This is a genomic window from Stutzerimonas xanthomarina DSM 18231 (genome assembly GCF_900129835.1).
Classification (GTDB): domain Bacteria; phylum Pseudomonadota; class Gammaproteobacteria; order Pseudomonadales; family Pseudomonadaceae; genus Stutzerimonas; species Stutzerimonas xanthomarina.
Window position 1 is genome coordinate 509896 of the sequence record NZ_FQXA01000001.1, and the last position, 22957, is coordinate 532852.

At 61.7% G+C, this 22957-nt stretch carries 19 protein-coding genes; 12 read left to right on the forward strand and 7 right to left on the reverse strand.

Features of this window, described 5'->3' with window-relative positions; translation table 11 throughout:
* Position 1: 1 nt before the first annotated feature.
* The 4 genes from BUE09_RS02310 to BUE09_RS02325 all read right to left on the reverse strand — a co-directional run bounded on the left by BUE09_RS02310 (position 2) and on the right by BUE09_RS02325 (position 5325).
* Positions 2 to 3508 carry a response regulator gene (locus tag BUE09_RS02310; RefSeq protein ID WP_073299095.1) on the reverse strand — a complete coding sequence of 1169 codons (3507 nt, stop codon included), beginning with the start codon at positions 3506 to 3508 and terminating at the stop codon, positions 2 to 4.
* A 217-nt stretch (positions 3509 to 3725) separates the two neighbouring features.
* The gene (locus BUE09_RS02315) at positions 3726 to 3884 is read right to left on the reverse strand and encodes a YqaE/Pmp3 family membrane protein (RefSeq protein WP_019339861.1); all 159 of its coding nucleotides are present in this window, start codon (positions 3882 to 3884) and stop codon (positions 3726 to 3728) included.
* Positions 3885 to 4276: 392 nt separating this feature from the next.
* Positions 4277 to 4492, reverse strand: a complete 216-nt coding sequence (locus BUE09_RS02320) for a hypothetical protein (protein WP_073299096.1) — start codon at positions 4490 to 4492, stop codon at positions 4277 to 4279.
* Positions 4492 to 5325, reverse strand: coding sequence for an MBL fold metallo-hydrolase (locus BUE09_RS02325; protein WP_073299097.1), 834 nt, complete (start codon positions 5323 to 5325; stop codon positions 4492 to 4494). Before BUE09_RS02325 ends, BUE09_RS02320 begins: the two co-directional genes overlap by 1 nt.
* A 235-nt stretch (positions 5326 to 5560) precedes the next feature.
* On the opposite strand from BUE09_RS02325, the gene BUE09_RS02330 reads away from it, so the two are divergent.
* From BUE09_RS02330 to BUE09_RS02340, 3 genes are read left to right on the forward strand one after another with little or no spacing between them, the layout of a single operon-like run.
* On the forward strand, positions 5561 to 6928 hold the full coding sequence (locus BUE09_RS02330; protein ID WP_073299098.1) for an NfeD family protein: 1368 nt from the start codon (positions 5561 to 5563) through the stop codon (positions 6926 to 6928).
* 3 nt (positions 6929 to 6931) lie between these two features.
* The gene (locus tag BUE09_RS02335) at positions 6932 to 7693 is read left to right on the forward strand and encodes a slipin family protein (RefSeq protein ID WP_073299099.1); all 762 of its coding nucleotides are present in this window, start codon (positions 6932 to 6934) and stop codon (positions 7691 to 7693) included.
* A gap of 9 nt (positions 7694 to 7702) precedes the next feature.
* Complete coding sequence (locus BUE09_RS02340) at positions 7703 to 8200, forward strand: LEA/WHy family protein (protein ID WP_073299100.1); 498 nt, start codon at positions 7703 to 7705, stop codon at positions 8198 to 8200.
* 186 nt (positions 8201 to 8386) lie between these two features.
* Here BUE09_RS02340 and treF read toward each other — a convergent pair whose 3' ends face one another.
* On the reverse strand, positions 8387 to 9985 hold the full coding sequence (gene treF, locus BUE09_RS02345) for an alpha,alpha-trehalase TreF (protein WP_073299101.1): 1599 nt from the start codon (positions 9983 to 9985) through the stop codon (positions 8387 to 8389).
* A complete protein-coding gene (locus BUE09_RS02350; protein ID WP_073299102.1) occupies positions 9982 to 10749 on the reverse strand; it encodes an SDR family oxidoreductase in 768 nt (255 codons plus the stop codon). Before BUE09_RS02350 ends, treF begins: the two co-directional genes overlap by 4 nt.
* A gap of 200 nt (positions 10750 to 10949) precedes the next feature.
* Here BUE09_RS02350 and rarD point away from each other — a divergent pair, with 200 nt between their 5' ends.
* Positions 10950 to 11837, forward strand: coding sequence for an EamA family transporter RarD (gene rarD, locus BUE09_RS02355; protein ID WP_073299103.1), 888 nt, complete (start codon positions 10950 to 10952; stop codon positions 11835 to 11837).
* A gap of 249 nt (positions 11838 to 12086) precedes the next feature.
* Here rarD and BUE09_RS02360 read toward each other — a convergent pair whose 3' ends face one another.
* Positions 12087 to 12605 (reverse strand): glycine cleavage system transcriptional repressor, encoded by a 519-nt coding sequence (locus BUE09_RS02360; RefSeq protein ID WP_073299104.1) that lies wholly within the window; start codon positions 12603 to 12605, stop codon positions 12087 to 12089.
* A 294-nt stretch (positions 12606 to 12899) separates the two neighbouring features.
* Between BUE09_RS02360 and BUE09_RS02365 the strand changes: the two genes are divergently transcribed.
* From BUE09_RS02365 to BUE09_RS02400, 8 genes are all read left to right on the forward strand, one after another.
* Positions 12900 to 15080: a malate synthase G gene (locus BUE09_RS02365; protein WP_073299105.1), complete on the forward strand. Its 2181-nt coding sequence runs from the start codon at positions 12900 to 12902 to the stop codon at positions 15078 to 15080.
* A 201-nt stretch (positions 15081 to 15281) separates the two neighbouring features.
* Positions 15282 to 16904 carry a methyl-accepting chemotaxis protein gene (locus tag BUE09_RS02370; RefSeq protein WP_073299106.1) on the forward strand — a complete coding sequence of 541 codons (1623 nt, stop codon included), beginning with the start codon at positions 15282 to 15284 and terminating at the stop codon, positions 16902 to 16904.
* Positions 16905 to 16924: 20 nt separating this feature from the next.
* Positions 16925 to 18085, forward strand: coding sequence for a hypothetical protein (locus BUE09_RS02375; RefSeq protein WP_073299107.1), 1161 nt, complete (start codon positions 16925 to 16927; stop codon positions 18083 to 18085).
* A gap of 11 nt (positions 18086 to 18096) precedes the next feature.
* Complete coding sequence (locus BUE09_RS02380) at positions 18097 to 18501, forward strand: phosphate ABC transporter substrate-binding protein (protein WP_073299108.1); 405 nt, start codon at positions 18097 to 18099, stop codon at positions 18499 to 18501.
* Between the two features lie 196 nt (positions 18502 to 18697).
* Positions 18698 to 20632: a putative nucleotidyltransferase substrate binding domain-containing protein gene (locus tag BUE09_RS02385; RefSeq protein ID WP_073299109.1), complete on the forward strand. Its 1935-nt coding sequence runs from the start codon at positions 18698 to 18700 to the stop codon at positions 20630 to 20632.
* Entirely contained in the window at positions 20629 to 21333 is a 705-nt protein-coding gene (locus tag BUE09_RS02390; protein WP_073299110.1) for a 3'-5' exonuclease, read from the forward strand. Before BUE09_RS02385 ends, BUE09_RS02390 begins: the two co-directional genes overlap by 4 nt.
* Before the next feature lie 120 nt (positions 21334 to 21453).
* Positions 21454 to 21969, forward strand: a complete 516-nt coding sequence (locus tag BUE09_RS02395; RefSeq protein WP_073299111.1) for an RNA polymerase sigma factor — start codon at positions 21454 to 21456, stop codon at positions 21967 to 21969.
* Positions 21966 to 22949: a FecR family protein gene (locus BUE09_RS02400; protein WP_073299112.1), complete on the forward strand. Its 984-nt coding sequence runs from the start codon at positions 21966 to 21968 to the stop codon at positions 22947 to 22949. Before BUE09_RS02395 ends, BUE09_RS02400 begins: the two co-directional genes overlap by 4 nt.
* Positions 22950 to 22957 lie beyond the last annotated feature (8 nt).

The window sequence follows — 22957 nt, forward strand, 5'->3', positions numbered from 1 at the left end:
GTCAGAGCAGCTCCACCTTCGGCAACCAAACACGGATCAGCGAGAACAGACGGTCCAGGTCGATGGGTTTGGCCAGGTAATCGTTGGCACCGGACCGCAGGCAGCGATCCTGGTCGTCCTTCATCGCCTTGGCGGTCACGGCGATGATGGGCAGCTTGGCGAAGCGCGGGTCCTTACGGATCTCCTGCATGGCGGTGAAGCCATCCATCTCCGGCATCATGATATCCATCAGCACCAGGTCGATATCGTTGGCGCTTTGCAGCTGGGCGATTGCCTCGTGACCATTGCGGGCGATCTCGATCAGCGCGCCCTTCTGCTCCAATGCACTGGTCAGCGCGAAAACGTTGCGCACGTCGTCGTCGACCACCAGGATCTTGCGGCCTTCGAAGGCTTTTTCCCGACTGCGCACACTTTTCAGCATCTTCTGCCGCTCCGGCGGCATGTCAGACTCCACCTTGTGCAGGAACAGCGTGACCTCATCAAGCAACCGCTCCGGCGAGCGGGCGCCTTTGATGATGATCGAACGCGAATATTTCATCAGTGCAGCTTCTTCTTCGCGGGTCAGGTTGCGTCCGGTATAGACGATGACCGGCGGGAACGAGCAGATATCTTCACGCGCCATGCGTTCAAGCAATTCATGGCCGTCCATGTCGGGCAGCTTGAGGTCGATGATCATACAGTCGAAAACCGTGGTACGGAGCAGCTCGAGGGCTTGTTCACCAAACTCCACCGCGGTGATTTCGATATCGGTGTCCTCGATCAACCGCGAGACGCTTTCGCGCTGACGGGCATCGTCCTCGACTAGCAGGATACGTTTGACCTTCTGCGCCAACTTCTCCTCGAAGCGGCCGAATACGGCCTTGAGGTCTTCGCGGGTCGTCGGCTTGGTCGCGTAGCCGATGGCGCCCATTTGCATTGCGGCTTCCTTACGGTCCTCCACCGAGACGATGTGCACCGGGATGTGCCGGGTGATGGGGTTTTCCTTGAGCCGTTCAAGCACGGTGAGCCCGGAATGATCCGGCAAGCGCATGTCCAGCAGGATCGCATCGGGTCGGTACTGCACCGCGGTGTCGAAGCCGTGATCGGCGTTCTGCGCGATCAGGCAGCTGTATTTCAGTTCGTGGGCCAGGTCGCGAAGAATGCCGGCGAACTGCGGCTCGTCCTCGATCACCAGTACCGAACGCTCGAACGGGAAGCGCTCGCGGTCGTCCGCCAGGGCCGCCACGTCTTGGTTTTTTTGCTCCAGCACCGGTCGCGGCGCTGCAGCAATGGGCGTCGCCACGGGTGCTGGCGCTGCCTGGATATTGATCGGCGCAGGTAAAGGCTCGGGCTCCTGCTCGGCCACCGGGGCACTGTAGTTCTCCGGAACGATCAAGGTAAACACACTGCCGGCCCCCGGCTCGCTACTGACCTCGATGGTGCCACCGAGCAACTGGGCCAGCTCGCGGGAGATGGACAGACCCAGCCCGGTGCCGCCATAACGCCGGTTGGTGGTGCCATCGGCCTGACGGAAGGCTTCGAAGATGACTTCCTGCTGGTCGGCGGGAATACCGATTCCCGAATCACGCACGGCAAAGGCTATCTGCTGGTCGTCACGGCGCGTCACCCGAAGTTCTACCGAGCCCTTTTCGGTGAACTTGAAGGCATTGGACAAAAGGTTCTTGAGAATCTGCTCCAGCCGCTGGCGGTCGGTATAGAGGCTCGGCGGCAAGTCCTCAGCCAGCTCGATATTGAATTGCAGCGACTTTTCCAGCGCCTGGGCGAGAAACAGGCTCTTCAATCCATCGACCAATCGCGTGAGGATCAACAGCTCTGGGTGTACATCCAGCTTGCCGGCTTCGACCTTGGAAATATCCAAAATGTCATTGATCAGACTGAGCAGATCGTTGCCCGCCGAGTAGATCGAGCGTGCAAACTGGACCTGGTCTTCCTGCAGATTGCCGTGCGGATTGTCGGCCAGCAATTTAGACAGAATCAGCGAGCTGTTCAGCGGCGTGCGCAGCTCGTGGGACATGTTGGCGAGGAATTCCGATTTATAGCGACTGGCGCGTTGCAATTCATCGGCGCGCTCTTCGAGCATCAGCTGCACCTCATGCAGGCGATGGTTCTTCAGGTCCATTTCGTCGCGCTGATGCGCCAGCGCCTGGGCCTGTTCGGCGAGCTGCTCGTTGGTCTGTTCCAGCTCGGCCTGCTGCTCTTCCATGTGTGCCTGCGACTCACGCAGGGCGTTGGACTGCTCTTCGAGCTCCTCGTTGGCCGCGCGCAGCTCTTCCTGCTGCACCTGCAACTCCTCGTTGAGCTGCTGGGTTTCGGCCAGCATGCGCTGCAGACGCTGGCGGTAGCGCGCGGCTTCAATCGCCGAGCCGATGTTCTCGCTGACTCGCCGCAGCAACTCGCGATCTTCATCAAGCAAGGGCCGCAGGAAGCCGATTTCAAGCACGGCGTTGACCAGGCCACTGTCTTCCACCGGGAAGATCAGTACCGACGCAGCGTCAGCGCTACCCAGCGCCGAACTGACGTTCAGATAACCCTGCGGCACATTGTCGAGCGACATCGGGCGGCGCTCCAGAGCCACCTGGCCCACCAGCCCCTCGCCAAGCTCCAACGCACGACCGGATTGCAGGCGCTCCCGGTCCCAGCCGAACTCTGCGACACGCTGCAGTTTGCCCTCCTGGGTAACATAGAGCGCGCCAACACTCATGCCGAGGTAGCGCCCGAGGAAGCCAAGCACGTTCTGGCCCAGGGTCGGCAGCGCCTGCTCGCCGATCATCGATTCGCTGAGCTGGGTCTGGCCAGTTCGATACCAGGCCTGCTTTTCCAGTGCGGCAGCATGCGCCTGTTGCCGTTCAAGCGATTCCGAGTAACTGTCCGACAAGCTGATCAGGTCGCGCCGCCCGAAATAGACCAACAGACCGCTGAAGATCAGGCTGAACAGCAAAAAGCCGCCGATTAGGGCGGTGGTGATCGTTTCAGTCGTGTCGGCACGTTCGGCGCGGATTTGCCTTTCGCCGGCGATGAAGTCGTTGAGCAGCCGGCGCTGCTCCTCCTTGAGTTCCAGCCCTTCTTTGCTGCGCACGTATTCCGCGATCGGCTCGTTGCGGGCCCGGCGCGCGATTGCCTCCTCGGTAAAGGTCACCCACAGATCGTGTAACTGAGCCACGCGCTCGACTCGATTCAGCTGTACCGGGTCGTCGCTTGCATACTGCGTGATCTGCTCCAGCTGGCGGTCATAAACCGGTAATGCGCTGCGATAGGGCTCGAGAAAAATCTCTTCTCCTGCGATCAGGTAGCCACGCATCGAGGCTTCCAGCTCACCCATCACTTTCAGCATGTCGTGAGCGTACGCAACACCCTCGACGGAGCGCTCGACCCAGTGGCTGACATTGAGCAGAAAATAGACGATGGCGCTGAAGAAGAATGCGCTTAAAAAGCCAAAACCGAGCGGTACTGCCACGTTGCGGTTGAGGATGCGCTTGAAATGATTCTGATCGATGTATGAGTCGCCCATTTGGGTTCCTTTACGGGGAGCACGTGGCAGCCACCCACAGCAGCGCGAAAAGCGACGTATGGCGTTGAGCAATGCGTCGATCCCAGCACGTTCAAGGTCTTTCGCGTGAAATGGAGGCGTCACGCATTGCAAGTCGACCGAGGACTTTACACCGCCTCGCTTGCAAGCACAAAAAAGCCCGGCCGAATGGCCAGGCTTCAGTCGCTACAGCCGTGGGTCAGCGACGGGCGATGATCCAGACCGCATGGATGATCCCCGGAATATAGCCCAGCAGGGTCAGCAGGATATTCAACCAGAAGGCGCCCCCCAGGCCAACTTGCAGGAACACCCCCAGCGGCGGCAGCAATATCGCGACGATGATGCGGATCAGGTCCATTGTGGTTCCCCTTAGGTCTGGTTTAGCCAATCGGTCTACTGTGAATCGACCGGATAGGCGCAAAGGGGTTCCTTTTCCTGCGGCAATCGGCGCGCGCCTGCAGATAGCGCGCCGGGGCGTTTCGATGGAGCAACCGCAACCGGGAAAGGCAGCGATTTCCAGCATCCGGTAGCGACCGTTTGAGTCGCCTGGGGCACCCGATGGGCGCAAGAGGGAGAGAACGCGGCTGGCCTTGGAATGCGGTCAGCTGAATGCGTTGATGCCGCCGGCCTTGTGAGCCGCGTGCAACGCCAAGCAGTATCGCTTCAGCCAGTCGACTATCGCAGATACGTCCAGCCCGCCGCCATAAGCGGATGGTCGAACATGACAGTCAGCCTTAGGGTTCTGCGCCGCTAGTGATCGGCAGGCGGTTCGGATTTGTTGCGCTTGCGTCGAATGTTGAGCCAAGACAGCACGGCCAACGCCAGCATCAGCCCGGTCATGTTGTAGTTACCGATCGCCGCGTAGCCCAAGGCCGCCAGCGAGCAGGCTACAAAGCCGATCAAGCGCACATAGCCCATCATGGTGCGCACCGCGCCGCCGACGCGATCATCCTCTGGCCGCCCCATCAAACCGACCTCGCCCGCATGCGTTCAAGCTCCTTGGCATCATGGCTGCAGAACAGCGTCACCTCGTCCTTGTGCTCCAGCGACAGGGTCCAGAGCCGATGCTGGTTTGCCAGGCGCGCCGTGCGATCTGTCTCCATCATGCGCTGATAGAAGCGCAGCCCCGGTGTGCAATGACGCTCGGTCTGGCCGACTTCATCGCGGTAGAAATAGGCGTCACCGGCGTGCAGCAGCCAACCGTGGCCAGTATCCAGCGCGACACCGGCGTGGCCATGGGTGTGCCCGGTGAGCGGGACCAGCAGGATCTCCGGCGGAAGGCCACGCAGCTCGCGTACCGCCTGAAAACCGAACCAGGTATCCCCGCCCGGTTCGTAGAACTGCCAGTGGCGCACTTCATCCCATTGCTGGTGGCGATAGCGGCGGTGGCCGAGGAAGCTGTGAGTCGAGCGCGCGGCGTCCATCTCGCGCTGCAGCACGTGCACCTGGGCATTGGGAAAGTCCGCGAGCCCACCGGCGTGGTCAAAATCCAGATGCGTGAGCACGATGTGCTGCACGTCATCCGCGTTGAAACCCAACTGCCGAAGCTGCTCCAGCGCCGTGAAGCGACGCTCGAACTTGATGTTGTTGACCGCAATGAAGAACGCACTGAGTCGCTTGCGTGGCTCCAGCACATCGCAGTTGCCAAAGCCGGTATCGACCAGCACCAACCCATGCCCGTCGGTCTCGATCAACAGACGGTGGCACACCAGGCTAGCGGTCAAGCCACTGCTGAAGCCGTCGAACAGCTTGCCGCCGACCGGGCACATGCAACCGCAATTGAGATGATGAACGCGCATGGAAGTCTCCTCAGGCCCGGAACGCCATACATCGGCACGCTCCGTGGCAGGCGCCGATGTTCAGCTTCTATCAGCTGTGAGGCTTGCGAGCCGCGCAGAGTTCAGGCGCCAGCGACCTTGACCGATGATCTGTGTCACGGTCCCGCACGGTCGCGGTGAACCTGTGGCCGGCTGGACTATCCTCTGAGGACTGCCTCGATCAATCACCTGGCATCCACCGGGGAGGTCACCGCTGATGCGTCGTCGCTCCACTCACCGATTCGCCTGGCTGATGACTCTGCTGCTGGCCTTCATCAGTACTGCGCACGCGGCCGATTCGGTCATGGTGCTGCGTGTAGACGGGGTTATCGGCCCAGCCAGCGCCGACTACGTCATCCGGGGCATCGAGAGGGCGCAGGAGGCTGATGCGCAGCTGTTGGTGCTGGAGCTGGACACACCCGGCGGACTGGACATTTCGATGCGCGCCATGATCAAGGAAATCCTCGCCAGCCCGGTGCCGATTGCCACCTATGTCACCCCCAGCGGTTCGCGGGCGGCCAGTGCCGGCACCTACCTGCTCTATGCCAGCCACGTCGCCGCGATGGCCCCCGGCACCAACCTCGGCGCCGCGACTCCGGTACAGATCGGTGGCAGCGGCAGCGGCCCACCGGTGCCTTCACCGGAGGCCGAGAAAGAAAACGAAAAGACCGGCGACGCCATGAGCCGCAAACAGGTCAACGACGCAGCCGCCTACATTCGCGGCCTGGCACAACTGCGCGGGCGCAATGCCGAATGGGCCGAGCGGGCGGTGCGCGAGGCCGTCAGCCTCTCGGCAACCGAGGCGCTGGAGCAGAACGTGGTCGACTACCTGGCCAGCGACCTTGATGACCTGCTGACCCAGCTGGACGGCAAAACGGTCGAGACCCGTGCTGGCACGCGGACGTTGCAAACTGCCGACGCAGCCATTGAGCGCCATGACCCGGACTGGCGGGTGCGCTTGCTTGCCGTGATCACCAACCCCAGCGTGGCGCTGATCCTGATGATGATCGGCATCTATGGGTTGGTCTTCGAATTTTCCAACCCGGGCACCGGCGCCGGCGGCGTCATTGGCGGGATCTGTCTGCTGCTGGCGCTGTTTTCGTTGCAACTGCTGCCAATCAACTATGCCGGGGTTGCGCTGATTCTCTTGGGCCTTGCGTTCATGGTCGCCGAAGCCTTCGTGCCCAGCTTCGGTGTGCTAGGCCTTGGCGGCGTGGCCGCCTTTGTCACCGGTTCAGTGATCCTGATCGACACTGAGGTGCCAGGCTTCGGCATTCCATTGGCGCTGATCGGCACGCTTGCTGTCATCAGCGCGTTGCTGGTCTTTGGCGTCGTCAGCATGGCGCTGAAAGCCCGACGCCGACCGGTGGTGAGCGGCGATGCCGAACTGATCGGCACACTGATCCAGATTACCGACATCAAGGCGGATGAGCCGGACACCGGTTGGGTGCAGCTGCACGGTGAACATTGGCAGGTCCATGGAACCGGGCCATTGCAGGTGGGCCAGCAGGTTCGCGTGGTGGCGCGGCATGGCTTGCGACTGGATGTGACTGCGGCCGACAGGCCGTCAACCGAGAAGAGGTGAAGCATGGGGCTTGAAATGAGTTTTGTCGCCGTCGCGGTGCTGGTAATTGCACTGCTGGCGTCAACGTTCCGCATCTTGCGCGAATACGAGCGCGGCGTGGTGTTCCAGCTGGGCCGCTTCTGGAAGGTCAAGGGGCCGGGGCTGATCCTGATCATTCCCGGCATTCAGCAGATGGTCCGGGTCGACCTGCGCACCCTGGTGCTCGATGTACCGACTCAGGATGTGATCTCCCGCGACAACGTCTCGGTGAAGGTCAATGCGGTCGTCTACTACCGCGTGCTGGACGCAGAAAAGGCGATCATCCAGGTCGAGGATTACCACTCGGCGACCAGCCAGCTGGCGCAGACGACGCTGCGTGCGGTGCTCGGCAAGCATGACCTGGACGACATGCTGGCCGAACGTGAGCAGCTCAACAACGACATCCAGCAGGTACTCGACGCGCAAACCGACGCCTGGGGAATCAAGGTCGCCAACGTCGAAATCAAGCATGTGGACCTCGACGAATCAATGATTCGCGCCATTGCCCGGCAGGCCGAGGCGGAACGCGAGCGGCGCGCCAAGGTCATTCATGCAGAGGGCGAACTGCAGGCCTCGGAAAAACTCATGCAGGCCGCCGAGATGCTCGGGCGCCAACCCGGCGCCATGCAACTGCGCTACATGCAGACGCTGAGCAACATCGCGGGCGACAAGAACTCGACCATCGTCTTCCCGCTGCCCATGGAGCTGCTGCAGGGCATGGGTAACCTCACTAAGAAAACCGAGTAGAGACTTCCTATGCCCTTGCGCTCCGCCGTACCCGTTGTTCGCTTGCTCACGTTGTTCATGCTGACGCTCACGCTTGGCGCCTGCGCGGCCTTTTCTCAGCGCGACCCGCTCAACGTGCAGGTCGCCGGCATCCAGCCGCTGCCCGGCGAGGGCCTGGAGTTGCGCATGGCGGTCAAGTTACGGATTCAGAACCCTAACGACAGGGCGTTGGACTACGACGGTGTAGCACTGGACCTAGAGATCAATGGACGGCGCCTGGCCAGCGGCGTCAGTGATGCGCAGGGCAGCGTACCGCGCTTTGGCGAAACCGTGCTGAGCGTACCGGTCACCATCTCGGCCTTTTCCGCCGCGCGTCAGGCGCTGGGCCTGGCCGATCACATTGGCATGGACAAAGTGCCTTATGTGCTGCGCGGCAAACTGGCAGGCGGGCTGATCGGCACGCAGCGTTTCGTCGAGAAGGGCACATTGGATCTGGAAGGTGCACTGCCGAGCCCGTATCGGCGGTAGATCGCTAGCGTACGCAGCCGGCAGACGCGCCCTTGCCAGCGGGTAATTTAGCCGCCGGTATCTCCCAACGTTTCGCGAGCAAGCTCGCTCCTACAAATCAGTATTTGCTGTCTCGTTGAGCAGGAACGCTTGCTTGCGAACGACGGGCTGCCGACCCGCCACAGTTGCGGCAGCTGTTCGCCCTGCTCACTCCACCCGGCAGCGGCCGGCGCGGCAACGGTGAGCTTCATGAGTCGGGTCTGCCTGCATCAGTTTGCGGGTCACACCATTGGTCCAACCGAAGCCATCCTGCAGCGGGTATTCACCACCGCCGGCGTGCTCGGTGCACGGTCGCAGCACATACTTCTCGACCAGCTTGCTCTCGCTTTCGAACAGCAGTGAAATAATCTTCAGCCAACGCTCTTCGATCTGCAGCGCCAGCGCATCGTGGCCGTAGTGCTGAAGCCCGCGGATGCCCATCCATTGCAGCGGCGCCCAGCCGTTCGGGCGGTCCCACTGCTCACCGCTGCCACTGACTTCCGTGGTGGAAAGTCCGCCGGGGGCCAGCAACCGTTCACGGACAACCCCAGCCACCCGTGCTGCCTGCTCGGCACTGGCGTGCCTGACGAACAGCGGCGTCAGGGTCGCGGCGGTGAGGTTTTCCCGCGGCTGCGCCAGGCACCAGTCGTAGTCGAAATAGGCACCGTGCTGCTCGCTCCACAAGTAATGATCGATCGCAGCCAGACGTTTTTTGGCACGCCGATCGAACGCCTCGGCGCAATCATGCTGGCCCTTGGCGTGACTGAGACGGGCGATCTGCCGCTCGAGGTTGTAGAGAAAGCTGTTCAGGTCCACTGGGATGATCTGCGTGGTGCGAATGCTCGAGAGGCGCTGAGGGTCCGCCAGCCAGCGCGAACTGAAATCCCAGCCGGACTCGGCACCGGCGCGCAGGTCGCGATAGACCTCATGCGCCGGCCGGCTGGAGGAGCGCGCCGTTTCGACGTCTTCGAGATAAGACTCCTCGCGCGGCGTGTCGCGCTCATCCCAATAGCGATTCAGCACACTGCCATCGGCCAGACAGACGCAGCGTCGATGCACTTCGCCGGGCCGCAGCTGATCATCGCCGTCGGTCCAGAACGCATGTTCCTTGCGCAGCTGCGGCAGGTAAGCACTGGCGGGGTGCACACCAGTCTCCTCGAACAGGTCGGCCATCAACGCGAACACCGGCGGCTGCGAGCGGCTCAGGTAGTAGGAACGGTTGCCGTTGGGCACGTGGCCGTAGGTGTCGATCAGGTAGGCGAAATTGTCCGCCATGGCCCGCAGCAACTCGCAATGCCCACTCTCATCCAGGCCGAGCATGGTGAAGTAGGAATCCCAGTAGTACAGCTCGGTAAAACGACCGCCCGGCACTACGTAATCGTGGGGCAGCGGAAGCAGCGAGGAGAATTCCGGGTGCTGGCGCGGGTGGCGGGTCAGCACCGGCCAGAGCCGGTCGATGTGCTCAGCCAGGGTATCGTCGGGGTTGGCGACGAACTCGGTTGGCTGTCGCTGGTAGATCTCGAAATGCTTAAGCACAAAGCCGCGCAGATCGAAACCCGGCTCGCTGTTCTGCGCCCGATAGGCTTCGAGGATGCGCTCCGGATGCTGCCGCGGGGCGCAGTCGACAAAGGTCTTGCTGTCGGCAAACACTCGCTGCATCTGCACCGCCACGAAGAGTTCCTGGTAACGATCGGCGGGGGTCAGGGTATCGGCGGCTGACACCGCACGAGTGTCGTAATCGAAGTCGCTCGAAGGGGTATCGGTCATTGCTCGCTGTAATTCCATAGCAGTCCACCATCAATCACCAGTGTAGTGCCGGTGACGTAGTCGGCGTCGTCCGAGGCGAGAAAGGCCACCGCACCGGCAACATCGTGCGGCTGCCCCAGGCGCTTGGCCGGGATGTTTTCGAGCAGCCCGGCAAGCTTCTCCGGCTCGTTCATCAGGGTCTGGTTAATGGGCGTCTCGATCGCACCAGGGGCAACGTTGTTGACCGTGATCCCCAGCGGCGCCAGCTCGATCGCCAGGTTGCGCGTCAGCATTTTCAGACCGCCCTTGCTGGAGCAGTAGGCACTGAAGTTGGGGAATGGCAGCTCTTCGTGAACCGAGCTGTTGTTGATGATCCGCCCGCCCCGCCCGGTGTCGCGCAGGTGACGGGCAAAGGCCTGAGACAGGAAGAACGGGCCGCGCAGATTGACGTTCAGCACCTGGTTGTAATCCGCCTCGCTCACATCGAGGAAGGCGTCGTGCCTCTGGACCCCGGCGTTATTGACCAGAATGTCCAGCCGACCCATTTGCTCGACAGCCTGCTCGACCAGTCGATAGCAGTTGGCGGGCTCTGCAACGTCAGCAGCGATGAAACAGACCCTATGCCCCAAGGCTTGCACCTGCTCGAGCGTTTCACGCGCCTGCTCGTCATCGTGCCGCCCGTTGATCACGAGATCGGCGCCTTCTTTGGCCAGGCGTATGGCGATGCCGCGGCCGATGCCCTGGGAGCTGCCGGTAACCAGGGCGACCTTGTTCTGCAATTTCATCGAACACCTCGTGTGGCTGTCGGGCCGCAGCGGCGACCGCTGAGTCCTCCCAAGGTGAGACGGGCAGTGACCGGACGCGTTCAACGAAGGCTGTTTGCGGATGCTTCGGGCATCGTTCTAATACAGGCTCAACGGCAGACAAAGCGGATCGCCGAGCGCAAAATGGCCGGCTCTCCACCGCCCCCGTTTTCAGGACGTCCATGGACACCGTCGATTTGCGCAAGGGTTACCTTCTGGGTCTGTTGACCTTTTCCATCTGGGGCCTGTTCCCGCTCTACTTCAAGTCCATCGAGCAGTATGCGGCGCTGGAAATCGTCACTCAGCGCGCCATCTGGTCGGCCCTGTTCGGCACGCTGGTGCTGAGCCTCTGGCGGCACCCCGGCTGGTGGCAGGAGTTGCTGGCCCATCCGCGACGAATCGGCGTGCTGATGATTTCCAGCGTGCTGATCGCCAGCAACTGGCTGATCTACGTTTGGGCGGTGAATAACGGTCACATGGTCGAAGCGAGCCTGGGCTACTACATCAACCCACTGGTCAACGTGCTGCTGGGGCTGATCGTATTGCGTGAACGGCTGCGGCCGTTGCAATGGGTTGCCGTGGCGATGGCTGCGGTCGGCGTGCTGCTGCAGTTGATCACCCTCGGCGATTTTCCCTGGGTGTCGATCGCGCTGGCGTTGAGTTTTGGCAGCTATGGCCTGTTGCGCAAGCAGGCACCGGTCGCCGCCTTGCCAGGCTTGGTAGTGGAAACCTGGCTGCTGCTACCCATTGCGCTGGGCTGGCTGTTTTTCTTTGGCACCGGCCCAAGCACCGAGTGGTCGCTCTGGACCGAACCACAGGCCCTATGGCTGGTGGCCGCCGGACCGGTGACCCTGTTGCCACTGCTGTGCTTCAACGCTGCAGCACGGCATCTGCCGTATTCGACGCTGGGGTTTCTGCAATACATAACGCCAACGCTGGTGCTGATCCTCGCGGTGTGGGTCTTCAACGAGCCCTTCCCCTCGGACCGCCAACTGGCATTCATCTGTATCTGGGCCGGGCTCGCCGTGTACAGCTTCGACGCCTGGCGACTGATGCGTAAGGCGGGTTGAGGCAGCGGGCGCCGCGCTTCAGGCTTGGACTGCGCCGGCTTTAGTGGGCACCAACCTCAAGCGGTAAGTGCCTAGTCGCTCTTTGTGGGAGCGGTCTTGACCGCGATGCGGCGGCGCCGTGGTCGGAGATGCGTTTCGTCTGGCTTTAGGTGCTGGCCAGCGGCCCCCTGTCTCCGCTGGCTGGTTGGAAGCTTCGCGATCAAGACCACTCCCACAGGCTGGGGTGTCTGCCGTGCCTGCCGCCTACACTCAGTCCACCGGTTGCAGCACAAGCTCGACCATCAGGTCGTCGGCCAGGGTTTCCAGATGCTGCTGGAGCTGATCGAGCGACAGCTCGGAGGGCACCGCCAGCCGTGCATCGGCCCGGAACAGCAATTCGTTGGTCATCGGCGCGGGCATCACATCGGTATCCAGGCTTTCCAGGTTCACACCGTGGCGGGCTAGCAACTGGGTGATGTCACGGACGATCCCGGCGCGATCGTTGCCCACCAGCTGCAGCTGAATCATCTGCCAACGGCGCTCGGGTTCGGTGCCGCTGTGCGCAACCAGCACACGAATGCCCTGTTGCTCCAGCTGCTGCAACGCGTCGATCAGGCCGGAATGCGCCTGGGCGGGCACTGCGACACGGAGAATGCCGGCGAACTGTCCAGCCATACGTGACATGCGACTCTCCAGCCAGTTGCCACCGTGTTCGGCGACACATTTGGCCACTCGCTCGACCAGCCCCGGCTGATCCTCTGCAATGACGGTTAGGACGAGATGATCCATCTGTGACTCCTTAACGTGGGGTGGACGGCGCCCGATATGGGCCGTGCGGGCCATGAACGCTATGGACCATGTTCACGGCGTCCGGCTCCATAGGTATAGAACAAACCACTGCGCGCGCCGGGCCAAAACACGCCGAAAAGATCGACGATACGGCGTTCATCCTCTGCTCCCCGGCCTCCCGGAGGCGCCCATTCGGCGGACTGATTTTCCGCACGGCTTCATGTAGTATCCGTCGACCCGGACTACAAGAAGAACAGTCCGACGGATTTGAAGAAGAACCAAGTGAGGCGAGTAATGACTGAGCGCGTTCAAGTCGGTGGCCTGCAGGTCGCCAAAGTCCTGTACGACTTCGTGAACAACGAAGCGATTCCCGGTACCGGCGTTGATGCCGATGCCTTCTGGGCCGGCGCTTCCAGCGTCATCCACGACCTGGCGCCGAAGAACCGCGCTCTGCTGGCCAAGCGGGACGACCTGCAGGCGCAGATCGACGCCTGGCATCAGGCGCGTGCCGGTCAGGCACACGATGCAGCGGCCTACAAAAGCTTCCTGCAGGAAATCGGTTACCTGTTGCCGGAAGCCGAAGACTTCCAGGCCACCACCCAGAACGTCGACGAAGAAATCGCCCGTATGGCCGGCCCGCAGCTCGTGGTGCCGATCATGAACGCGCGCTTCGCCCTGAACGCCGCCAATGCGCGTTGGGGCTCGCTGTACGACGCGCTCTACGGCACCGACGCGATCTCCGAAGAAGACGGCGCCAGCAAAGGCCCGGGCTACAACGAAGTCCGCGGCAACAAGGTCATCGCCTATGCACGCGCCTTCCTTGACGAAGCCGCGCAGCTGCAGACAGGCTCGCATGCCGACGCCACCGGCTACCGCATCGACGCGGGCAAGCTGGTCGTCTCACTGAAAGACGGCAGCACCAGCGGCTTGCAGAACCCCGACCAGTTCCTGGGCTTCCAGGGCGACACCGGCGCGCCGATCGCTGTACTGCTCAAGCACAACGGCATCCATTTCGAGATCCAGATCGACCCGGCCAGCCCCATCGGCCAGACCGATGCCGCCGGCGTGAAGGACATCCTGATGGAATCGGCCCTGACCACCATCATGGATTGCGAAGACTCCATCGCCGCTGTCGACGCCGACGACAAGACCATTGTCTACCGCAACTGGCTCGGCCTGATGAAGGGCGATCTGGTCGAGGAGCTGGACAAGGGCGGCAAGCGCATCACCCGCGCGATGAACCCGGACCGCGTCTACACCCAGGCCGACGGCAACGGCGAGCTGACCCTGCATGGCCGCTCGCTGCTGTTCATTCGTAACGTCGGTCATCTGATGACCAACGACGCCATCCTCGACAAGGAAGGCAACGAAGTGCCGGAAGGCATCATGGACGGCCTGTTTACCAGCCTCGCCGCCATGCACAACCTCAACGGCAACACCAGCCGCAAGAACACTCGCACCGGCTCGGTCTACATCGTCAAGCCGAAGATGCACGGCCCGGAAGAAGTGGCGTTCGCTACCGAACTGTTCGGCCGCGTCGAAGACGTGCTCAAGCTGCCGCGCAACACCCTGAAAGTCGGCATCATGGACGAAGAGCGCCGCACCTCGATCAACCTCAAGGCTTGTATCAAGGAAGCGCGCGAGCGTGTGGTGTTCATCAACACCGGCTTCCTTGACCGCACCGGCGACGAGATCCACACCTCCATGGAAGCCGGCCCCGTGGTGCGCAAGGCCGCGATGAAGGCCGAGAAGTGGATCAGCTCCTACGAGGACAACAACGTCGATGTCGGTCTGGCCTGCGGCCTGCAGGGCAAAGCGCAGATCGGCAAGGGCATGTGGGCCATGCCCGATCTGATGGCCGGCATGCTGGAGCAGAAGATCGGTCACCCGATGGCCGGCGCCAACACCGCCTGGGTTCCGTCGCCGACCGCCGCCACCCTGCACGCCATGCACTACCACAAGGTCGACGTGTTCGCCCGTCAGGCCGAGCTGGCCAAGCGCACCAAGGCTTCGGTGGATGACATCCTGACCATCCCGCTGGCCAAGGACACCAACTGGACCGAAGAGGAAAAGCGCAACGAGCTGGACAACAACTCGCAGGGCATCCTCGGCTATATGGTGCGCTGGGTCGAACAGGGCGTCGGCTGCTCCAAGGTGCCGGACATCAATGACGTCGCGCTGATGGAAGACCGCGCCACCCTGCGCATCTCCAGCCAGCACGTAGCCAACTGGATGCGTCACGGCGTAGTCACTCAGGAACAGGTTGTCGAAAGCCTCAAGCGCATGGCGCCGGTAGTCGACCGTCAGAACGAAGGTGATCCGCTGTACCGCCCGATGGCGCCGGAGTTCGACAACAGCGTGGCTTTCCAGGCCGCCCTGGAGCTGGTCCTCGAAGGCACCAAGCAGCCCAACGGCTACACCGAGCCGGTCCTGCACCGTCGTCGCCGCGAGTTCAAGGCCAAGAACGGCCTGTAACCCGCACCGCTGCTGCACAAAAAACCGCCCTTCCGGGGCGGTTTTTTTATGCGTGTCTGCCGCTCAACGGCGCTCAAGTTCCGCCTGCGACAACCGATAACATGACCGGATTGTCAAAACAAGTCACAATTTATCCGACAGATGGCAATGCGCCTCTAGTGGCCATTACGTAGTATCCGCCACCCATTGTGGAGTCGATGCATGTTCAAGAATTTCTCGCTCACTGCGAAGCTGTCGCTGGTCCCCGCCGTCGCCCTGCTCGGGCTGATCTTGTATGTCGGCTATACCTCGCTGCAGCTGTCTGCGACGGATTCGCGCCTGGTCAGCATCGAGACACAAAGCTATCCCACGCTGGAAAAGACTGACGCCGTGATTTTTCAGTTCTCCCGTATTCCCGGCCTGTTGAACAACGCCGTGGCTGCCGGAGAGTCGGGCATTCTCGGCGAAGCGCGCGAAGGGCTCAGTGAAATTGATGCGCAGCAGCAGGCGCTCGCCACGCTTCTGAATACCCAGCCGCAACGGCTCCAGGCACTCAACGACTGGCGCAAGGCGGTCAAGGCCTACGCCGACAACGCGCTCGACGCTTCCGCCAAGCTGATCGACGGCAGTGCCTCGTTCGATGATCTACGCCCCAGTCTTGATCGTATGGCCAGTGACCTTGCCCAAGCGCAGAAACTGGCCACTGACTTCCGCACCGGCGCCTACCAGGATTTCCAACAGACCTTGGCCGAAACCCGCGAAGCCAACAAAAACACCACTCGACTGGGAATCATCCTGAGTCTGGTGCTGATCGTGGTTGTGGGCCTCGGCGCCTGGCTGGTGATTCGCAGCGTGATGTCGAACGTGCGCGGCGTGATTGCCTCGCTGCAATCCATCGCGCGTGGAGACGGCGACCTTACCCAGCGCGTCAATGTCGAGTCGAATGATGAGATCGGCGCCATGATCGAGTTATTCAACGGCTTTCTAGACAAGCTGCAGCACACGATTCGCCAGATCATCGAGGCTGCCAGTCCTCTGGGCCACGTCTCCAAGGAATTGTACAAGCTGACTCAGGGTTCAGAAGAGAACGCCAAGTCGCAGCAGCACCACACCGACTCCATCACCCGCGACATTCTCACCATGACCGGCAGCATCCAGGAGGTCGCGCAGCGTTCTCAGCAGGCCTCGGACGAAGCCAACTCCGCTGCACGTCAGGCCGCTACCGCGCGTGAGCATGTTGGCAGCCTGTCGAGCGGGATCAGTGACCTGGGCGACAGCGTAATAGGCGCAGTCAAGGCCATGGAACAGCTGGAGGAGGAAACCCAGGAAGTCGGCTCGGTGCTCACCGTGATCCGCAGCATTGCCGAACAGACCAACCTGCTCGCGTTGAACGCCGCCATCGAAGCCGCCCGCGCCGGCGAACAGGGCCGCGGCTTCGCCGTGGTGGCTGACGAGGTGCGTAACCTGGCGCAGAAGACTTCCTCCTCCACTGCCGAGATTCAACAGATCATCCAGCGACTGCAAAGCAGCGCCAACACCGTGCTCAACGTGATGAACAGCAATAGCGAGAAATCGCGCGCCAGCATCGAGCGCTCGGTCGAGGCGACCCAACTGCTGGAAACCATCGCCCGCACCGTCAACCAGATTGACGAACTCAACGCCGGTATCGCCCAGTTCACTCAGGAGCAGATCGGCCTGTCGAGTTCCATCCAACAAGAAACCCAAGTGTTGCAGCAGGACGCACAAGCAACCGCAAACGGCGCCGAAGCTACTGCCCGACTGGGCGAGCAACTGGTCAGCACAGGCGATCATCTGCGTGCGGCCACGGCCCAATTCCGCGTTTAAACAGCTTTAGGAGCATCCTGATGACCGCAGTACGTGTTATCGGCCTGGCAGCCGTCTGCCTGGCAACCACCCAAGCCTTCGCCCTTGAGCAAGGCGAGCACCGCTTCAACGGTTTCGGCACCGTAGGCTTCACCCACCTGGGTGGCGAAGACGACGGCCGCAGTTATGGCGTCCAGAGCCAGACCAACGATTCCTGGCGCGGCGATCAGCTGTCCAAGTTCGGCGCGCAGCTGAGCTATGGCATTACCGATACCGTCGGCGTGACCGTTCAGGCCACCGCCAAGGCGCAGCAGGATGAGTGGAAGGCCAACCTCGAGTGGGCGTACCTGTCCTGGCAGACCAATGACCAGTTGATGCTCCGCGCCGGCCGCCTGCGCAGCCCGGTCTATATGTATTCCGAAAGCCTCGACGTCGGCTACAGCTACCCCTGGCTACGTCTGCCCGACGAGGTGTATAGCCAGGTCCAGGTGACCAGTTACGAGGGCGTCGACGCGGTCTACACCGTTCCGCTGTCCTATGGTTCAGTGACGCTCCAAGTAGCAGGTGGTCAGTCAAAGAACCGTGATTACTACGCCTACGACGAGCGGTTCGATATCGACTACGACAAGCTGTTCGGTGCCAGCGTGAGTTTGGCCACGAACGATTTCGGCACGCTGCGTATCGGTTATGTCGAAGCGGACATCAAGACCGATATCAGCGGCACGGTGGATGTCGGCGGCGGCATGATGATGCCCCTCAGCCTGCTGAGTCTCGATAAAGAGAAGGGCAAGTTCACCTCGATCGGCTACCAGTACGACAACGGCACCTGGGTCAGTAGCAACGAGTGGACCTCGCGCATGATCGAGAACGACGACATGGAGTCGATCGATTCCTTCTACCTGATGGGTGGTCGTCGCTTCGGTGACTTCCTGCCGCATGTGACCTATGCGCAGCTGGATGACAACGGTGGTCGCCAATCCTCCTGGACCCTGGGCCTGAACTACCAAGCCGCCCCGACCGTCGTGGTCAAGGGTGAGTACAAGCGCGTCGACACCAAGAATGGCTATGACGGCGTGTTCACCCGCAGTGCGCAGGAGGTCTTCAACAACGCTGTGTACGACCTCAGCGCTGGCACCCTTGGCGCCCCGGCCCGCAACTACGACGGCGACATCGTTTCCGTCGGCGTCGATTTCGTATTCTGAGGAGCGTCAAGATGAAAACATCCCTTCGCATCCTCGGCAGCGCCGCACTGCTCGGCATGGCTTCCCTGGCTCAGGCCGAGGTCGCCGTGATCGTCAATCCAGGCGCGGCCAAAGCGCCATCGCAGTCTGACGTTGCCAACATCTTCCTGGGCAAGGACAAGTCCATGAAAGGCGTTGACCTCAAGGACTGGACACCGGCCAAGGAGCGCTTCTACTCCGCGGTCACCAGCAAGAACGAGTCGCAGCTGAAGTCGTATTGGTCCGGCCTGGTGTTCACCGGTAAAGGCCAACCGATGACCAGCGTGGCCGACGAAGCGGCAGTGGTCGCCAAGGTCGCGGCGGAAGCCGACGCGATCGGCTATGTCGACAGCGCTGCGGTCAACGATTCGGTAAAGGTGTTGTTCACGCTGCCGTGATCACCTCCTGCCACTGATGGAACCGCCCCTTGCGTCTGCATCGGGCGGTTTTTTTTTGAGCGAAAAACCCTGCAACACCCCGGTTTCATGAGCTGACCCGTATCAGCCCAGTGCAGCGTCCGCGCGACTAGACTTACGTCCAATGTGCCACGCCGGACCCACAGCCCACCATTGGGCGCAAAAATGGAACCGAACCATGAGCAAAGCCGATGCTTTCGCCGAGGCAGGCAAGACCGCTGTGCTGCAGAACATCCACGGAACCATGGAGTTTCTGCGCAAGTACCCGCCGTTCAACCAGATGGAGCCGGGACACCTCGCCTACCTGGTAGAGAACTGCCAGCTGCGCTTCTACAGCGAAGGCGATTGCATCATCTCGCCTGATGACGGTGTCGTCGAACACTTCTACATCATCAAGCAGGGCCGCGTGCACGGCCAACGCCCTCACTCCAGCAAGCGCGGCACCGACACCACCTTCGAAGTGATCGTCGGCGAATGTTTTCCAATGGCCGCACTGATGGGCGAGCGCGCTACCCGCACCGGGCACTTCGCCGCCGAAGATACCTTTTGCTATCTGCTGAGCAAGCCCGCCTTCGTCAAGCTGGTGTCTAAATCCGCAGCATTTCGTGACTTCGCCATGCGTGGTGTCAGCAGCCTGCTCGACCTGGTCAACCAGCAGGCGCAAATGCGAGCGGTAGAAAATCTAGGGGAACAGTATTCACTAGAGACCCGCATCGGCGAGCTGGCGCTGCACCATCCGGTCGCATGCCGACCCACAACGCCGCTTCCCGAAGCAGTCGGCCTGATGAATGAAACCAATGTCGGCAGCATCGTGATCACCGACGAAAAGTTGCATCCGCTAGGCATCTTCACGCTGCGCGACCTTCGGCGAGTGATTGCCACCGGCACTACAGAGCTATCCGTGCCGATCTCCAATTTCATGACGCATAACCCCTTCTATCTGCCGCCAGACGCCAGCGCGTTCGACGCAGCGATCGCCATGACCGAACGGCATATCGCCCACGTCTGCATCGTCGAGAAGGGCACTCTATGCGGCGTTATTTCCGAGCGCGATCTGTTCTCGCTGCAGCGCGTCGATCTGGTTCACCTGGCGCAGGCGATCTCCCACGCCGACAGCGTCGAGACGCTGGTGATCATTCGCAGCCGGATTCTACAGCTGGTCGACAACATGCTGGCCCACGGCGCGTCCTCTACACAGATCACCCACATCATCACCTTGCTCAACGACCATACGGTGTGTCGCGTAATCGAACTGGCCATCGAAGCACTCGGCGACCCGGGCATTTCCTTCACCTGGCTGTGTTTCGGCAGTGAAGGGCGTCGCGAACAGACCCTGCATACCGATCAGGACAACGGCATTCTCTTCGAGGCCGCCGATGCGGCCGAAGCCGCGCATATCCGCGGTCGTTTGCTGCCGCTCGCAGAGCGCATCAACCGAGATCTGGACACCTGCGGCTTCACCCTGTGCAGGGGCAACATCATGGCCAGCAACCCGCAGCTGTGCCTGTCACGGCTGGAATGGCGGCGGCGCTTCAGCACCTTCGTCCGGGAATCCACGCCGGAGAACCTGCTGAGCAGCACCATCTATTTCGACCTACGTGCGGTCTGGGGGCCCAGTGAGGGCTGCGAGCAACTGCGCAGCGACATGCTTGAGGAAGTTGGCGGGAGCCGGTTGTTCCAGCGCATGATGGCGGAAAACGCGCTGCGTCATCGCCCGCCTGTTGGGCGTTTCCGCGACTTCGTGGTGACCCGTAAAGGTGACGGCAAGGCGACTCTGGATCTCAAGGTGCAGGGTCTGACACCCTTCGTCGACGGCGCTCGCCTGCTGGCGCTGGGCCACGGCATCACCGCGTGCAACACGTTGGACCGATTGCGTCAGCTGGTCGAAAAGGACATCGTCGACGAAAAAGACGGCGCGGCCTATGAAGAGGCCTACCAGTTCATCCAGCAGACCCGCATGCAGCAGCACCAACAGCAGGCACGCGACGGACAGCCCTACTCAAACCGACTCGACCCCGACACCCTCAATCACCTGGATCGGCGTATCCTGCGGGAATCCTTTCGCCAGGCACAGCGCCTGCAGAGTAGTCTGGCGGTTCGCTATCAGCTATGAATATGCCCTGGTTCAAACATCGCGGCCCGACCCTCGAATTGCAACAACTGCAACGGCGCGATCAGCTTGCGGCGCCGACCGCGCTGGGCCTTTGTCCGCTGCAGACGCAGCGCATGGTCGTGCTCGATCTGGAAACCAGCGGCCTGGATATGCGCCGCGACATCGTCCTGTCCATTGGCGCGGTGGTGATCGATCAGGGCGGCATCCAGCTGGGACATCAGTTTGAATCGACCTTGTTGCGCCCGGCGCAAAAGGTCAACGAAAGCGTCTTGATCCATGGAATTGCGCCAAGCGAACTCGAAGCCGGTGAAGACCCCGCCGAAGCGCTTCTGGATCTCATGGAATTCGTCGGCGATAGCCCTATCCTGGCGTTCCATGCAGGTTTCGACCAGCGCATGCTGACCCGGGCATTGAGAAAGACGCTCGGTTACAAGCTGCGTCACCCTTTCATCGATATCGCCGAACTCGCGCCGATGCTCTGCCCCGACAACCGTCCGAGACAGAACGGTCTGGACGACTGGTGCGCGCATTTCGGTCTGCATGTGCTGCAGCGCCATCACGCCAGCGCCGATGCGCTGGCCACGGCCGAGCTGGCGTTGATCCTGTTCAGCAAGGCACACCGACAGGGGTTGGATAGCCTGGACGCCATTAACCAGCGCTTGGCGAACTGGCGCAAGCGGCAACAGGCTCAGTTTATGTAACGCTGGCCAAGCAGCGTGGAACAGCTCCGTGCGATATCCACATTGCGCCATTGACGGCAACTTGCGATCATGTGCGAATAGTTCTCGTTACTGGCCGACCATCGGCCTTGGAGCATTCGCTTGTCGGCTGGGTCGACCCATCAACAGTTCGTGGGCTCGCTGTATCGCGATCATCGCGATTGGCTGTTGAGCTGGCTACGCCGCCATCAGGCGTGCCCTCACCGCGCCGAGGACCTGAGCCAGGACACTTTTTTGCGGTTGCTCAAGCGTGACGATATGGGCGAGCTGCGTGAGCCACGCACCTTGCTGGCGACGATCGCCCGCGGCCTGTTAATCGATCATTTTCGTCGCAGCGCGCTGGAGCGTGCTTATCTCGATGAACTGGCGTTGCAGCCGGAAGAAACGCAGCCCGGCGCCGAAGAACAGTTGCAGGCGCTTCAGGCACTGCGCGAAGTCAACCTGATGCTTGGCGAGCTTTCGGCCAACGCGCGTGCAGCCTTCTTCTATAACCGCTTGGACGGCCTGACTCACGCTGAAATCGCATTGTGTCTCGGCGTATCGGTTCCACGCGTACGTCAGTACCTCGCTCAGGCGCTGCGCCAGTGCTATATCGCTGTTTACGGTGAACCAAAATGAGTATCGACCGGCAACCGGTCTCGGCCCCGGTACTCGATGAGGCTATCGCCTGGCAGTTGCGTCTTGGCGATGGTGCCGTAAGCGCTCAGGTCAGAAAGGAGCTACAGCGTTGGCTGAATCAGAGTGCCGAGCACGCCAAAGCCTGGGCGCAACTAGGCGGCATAGACCAGCAGCTGGGCAGCATTAATTCCGCCCCCGCGAGGCGCGCGCTGCAAATCAACCCGCATTCCGGACGACGAACAGCTGGTCGTGCCTTTCTCGGCCTGGCAGTGCTGTGCGCCCTGGGTGTGGGGCTAACACTGCAATCGCAGCCGCTCTCAGCGTGGATCGCCGACGAGCGCACCGGTGCTGGAGAACAGCGGAGCATTGCGCTGGCTGACAACAGCCAAATTCAACTGAACAGCCGCAGCGCGGTAGATATTCGCTTCGATCAACGAGAGCGCCGACTGTTTTTGCACGGCGGCGAGGTGCTTGTTGAAACCGCACCGGGCAACGACCCGAGACCCTTTATCGTTGAAACCGAACAAGGCGATCTGCGCGCGCTCGGTACGCGATTCATCGTTCGACGAGAAGGTGATGCGACCCGTCTGGTCGTGCTCCGATCCGCTGTGGCAGCGCTTCCGGGTGACCTGCAGGACGGTCGCGCTGTGCAGGCTGGTGAGCAGGTCCTGATGCACCGCGATCATCTTGACCAGAACCAGGCAGCACCCGTCGCCGCAGACGCCTGGAGCCGGGGCATGCTTGTGGCGGAAGACCTTCCACTGGGTGAGCTGCTGGCAAAAATCCGCGAATACCGCCAGGGCTATCTTGGTCTCGATCCGAGCCTCGAATCCCTGTGCATCAGCGGCAGCTTTCCATTGCACGACACTGACCGTGCGCTGGCAGCGCTGCCAGCCAGTCTGCCTGTGCGGATCGAGCGGCACACCGATTGGTGGGTCAAGGTGGTTCCAGCACAACCCGCCGGCGGTCCGGGCAGGTAGCGGCAGCG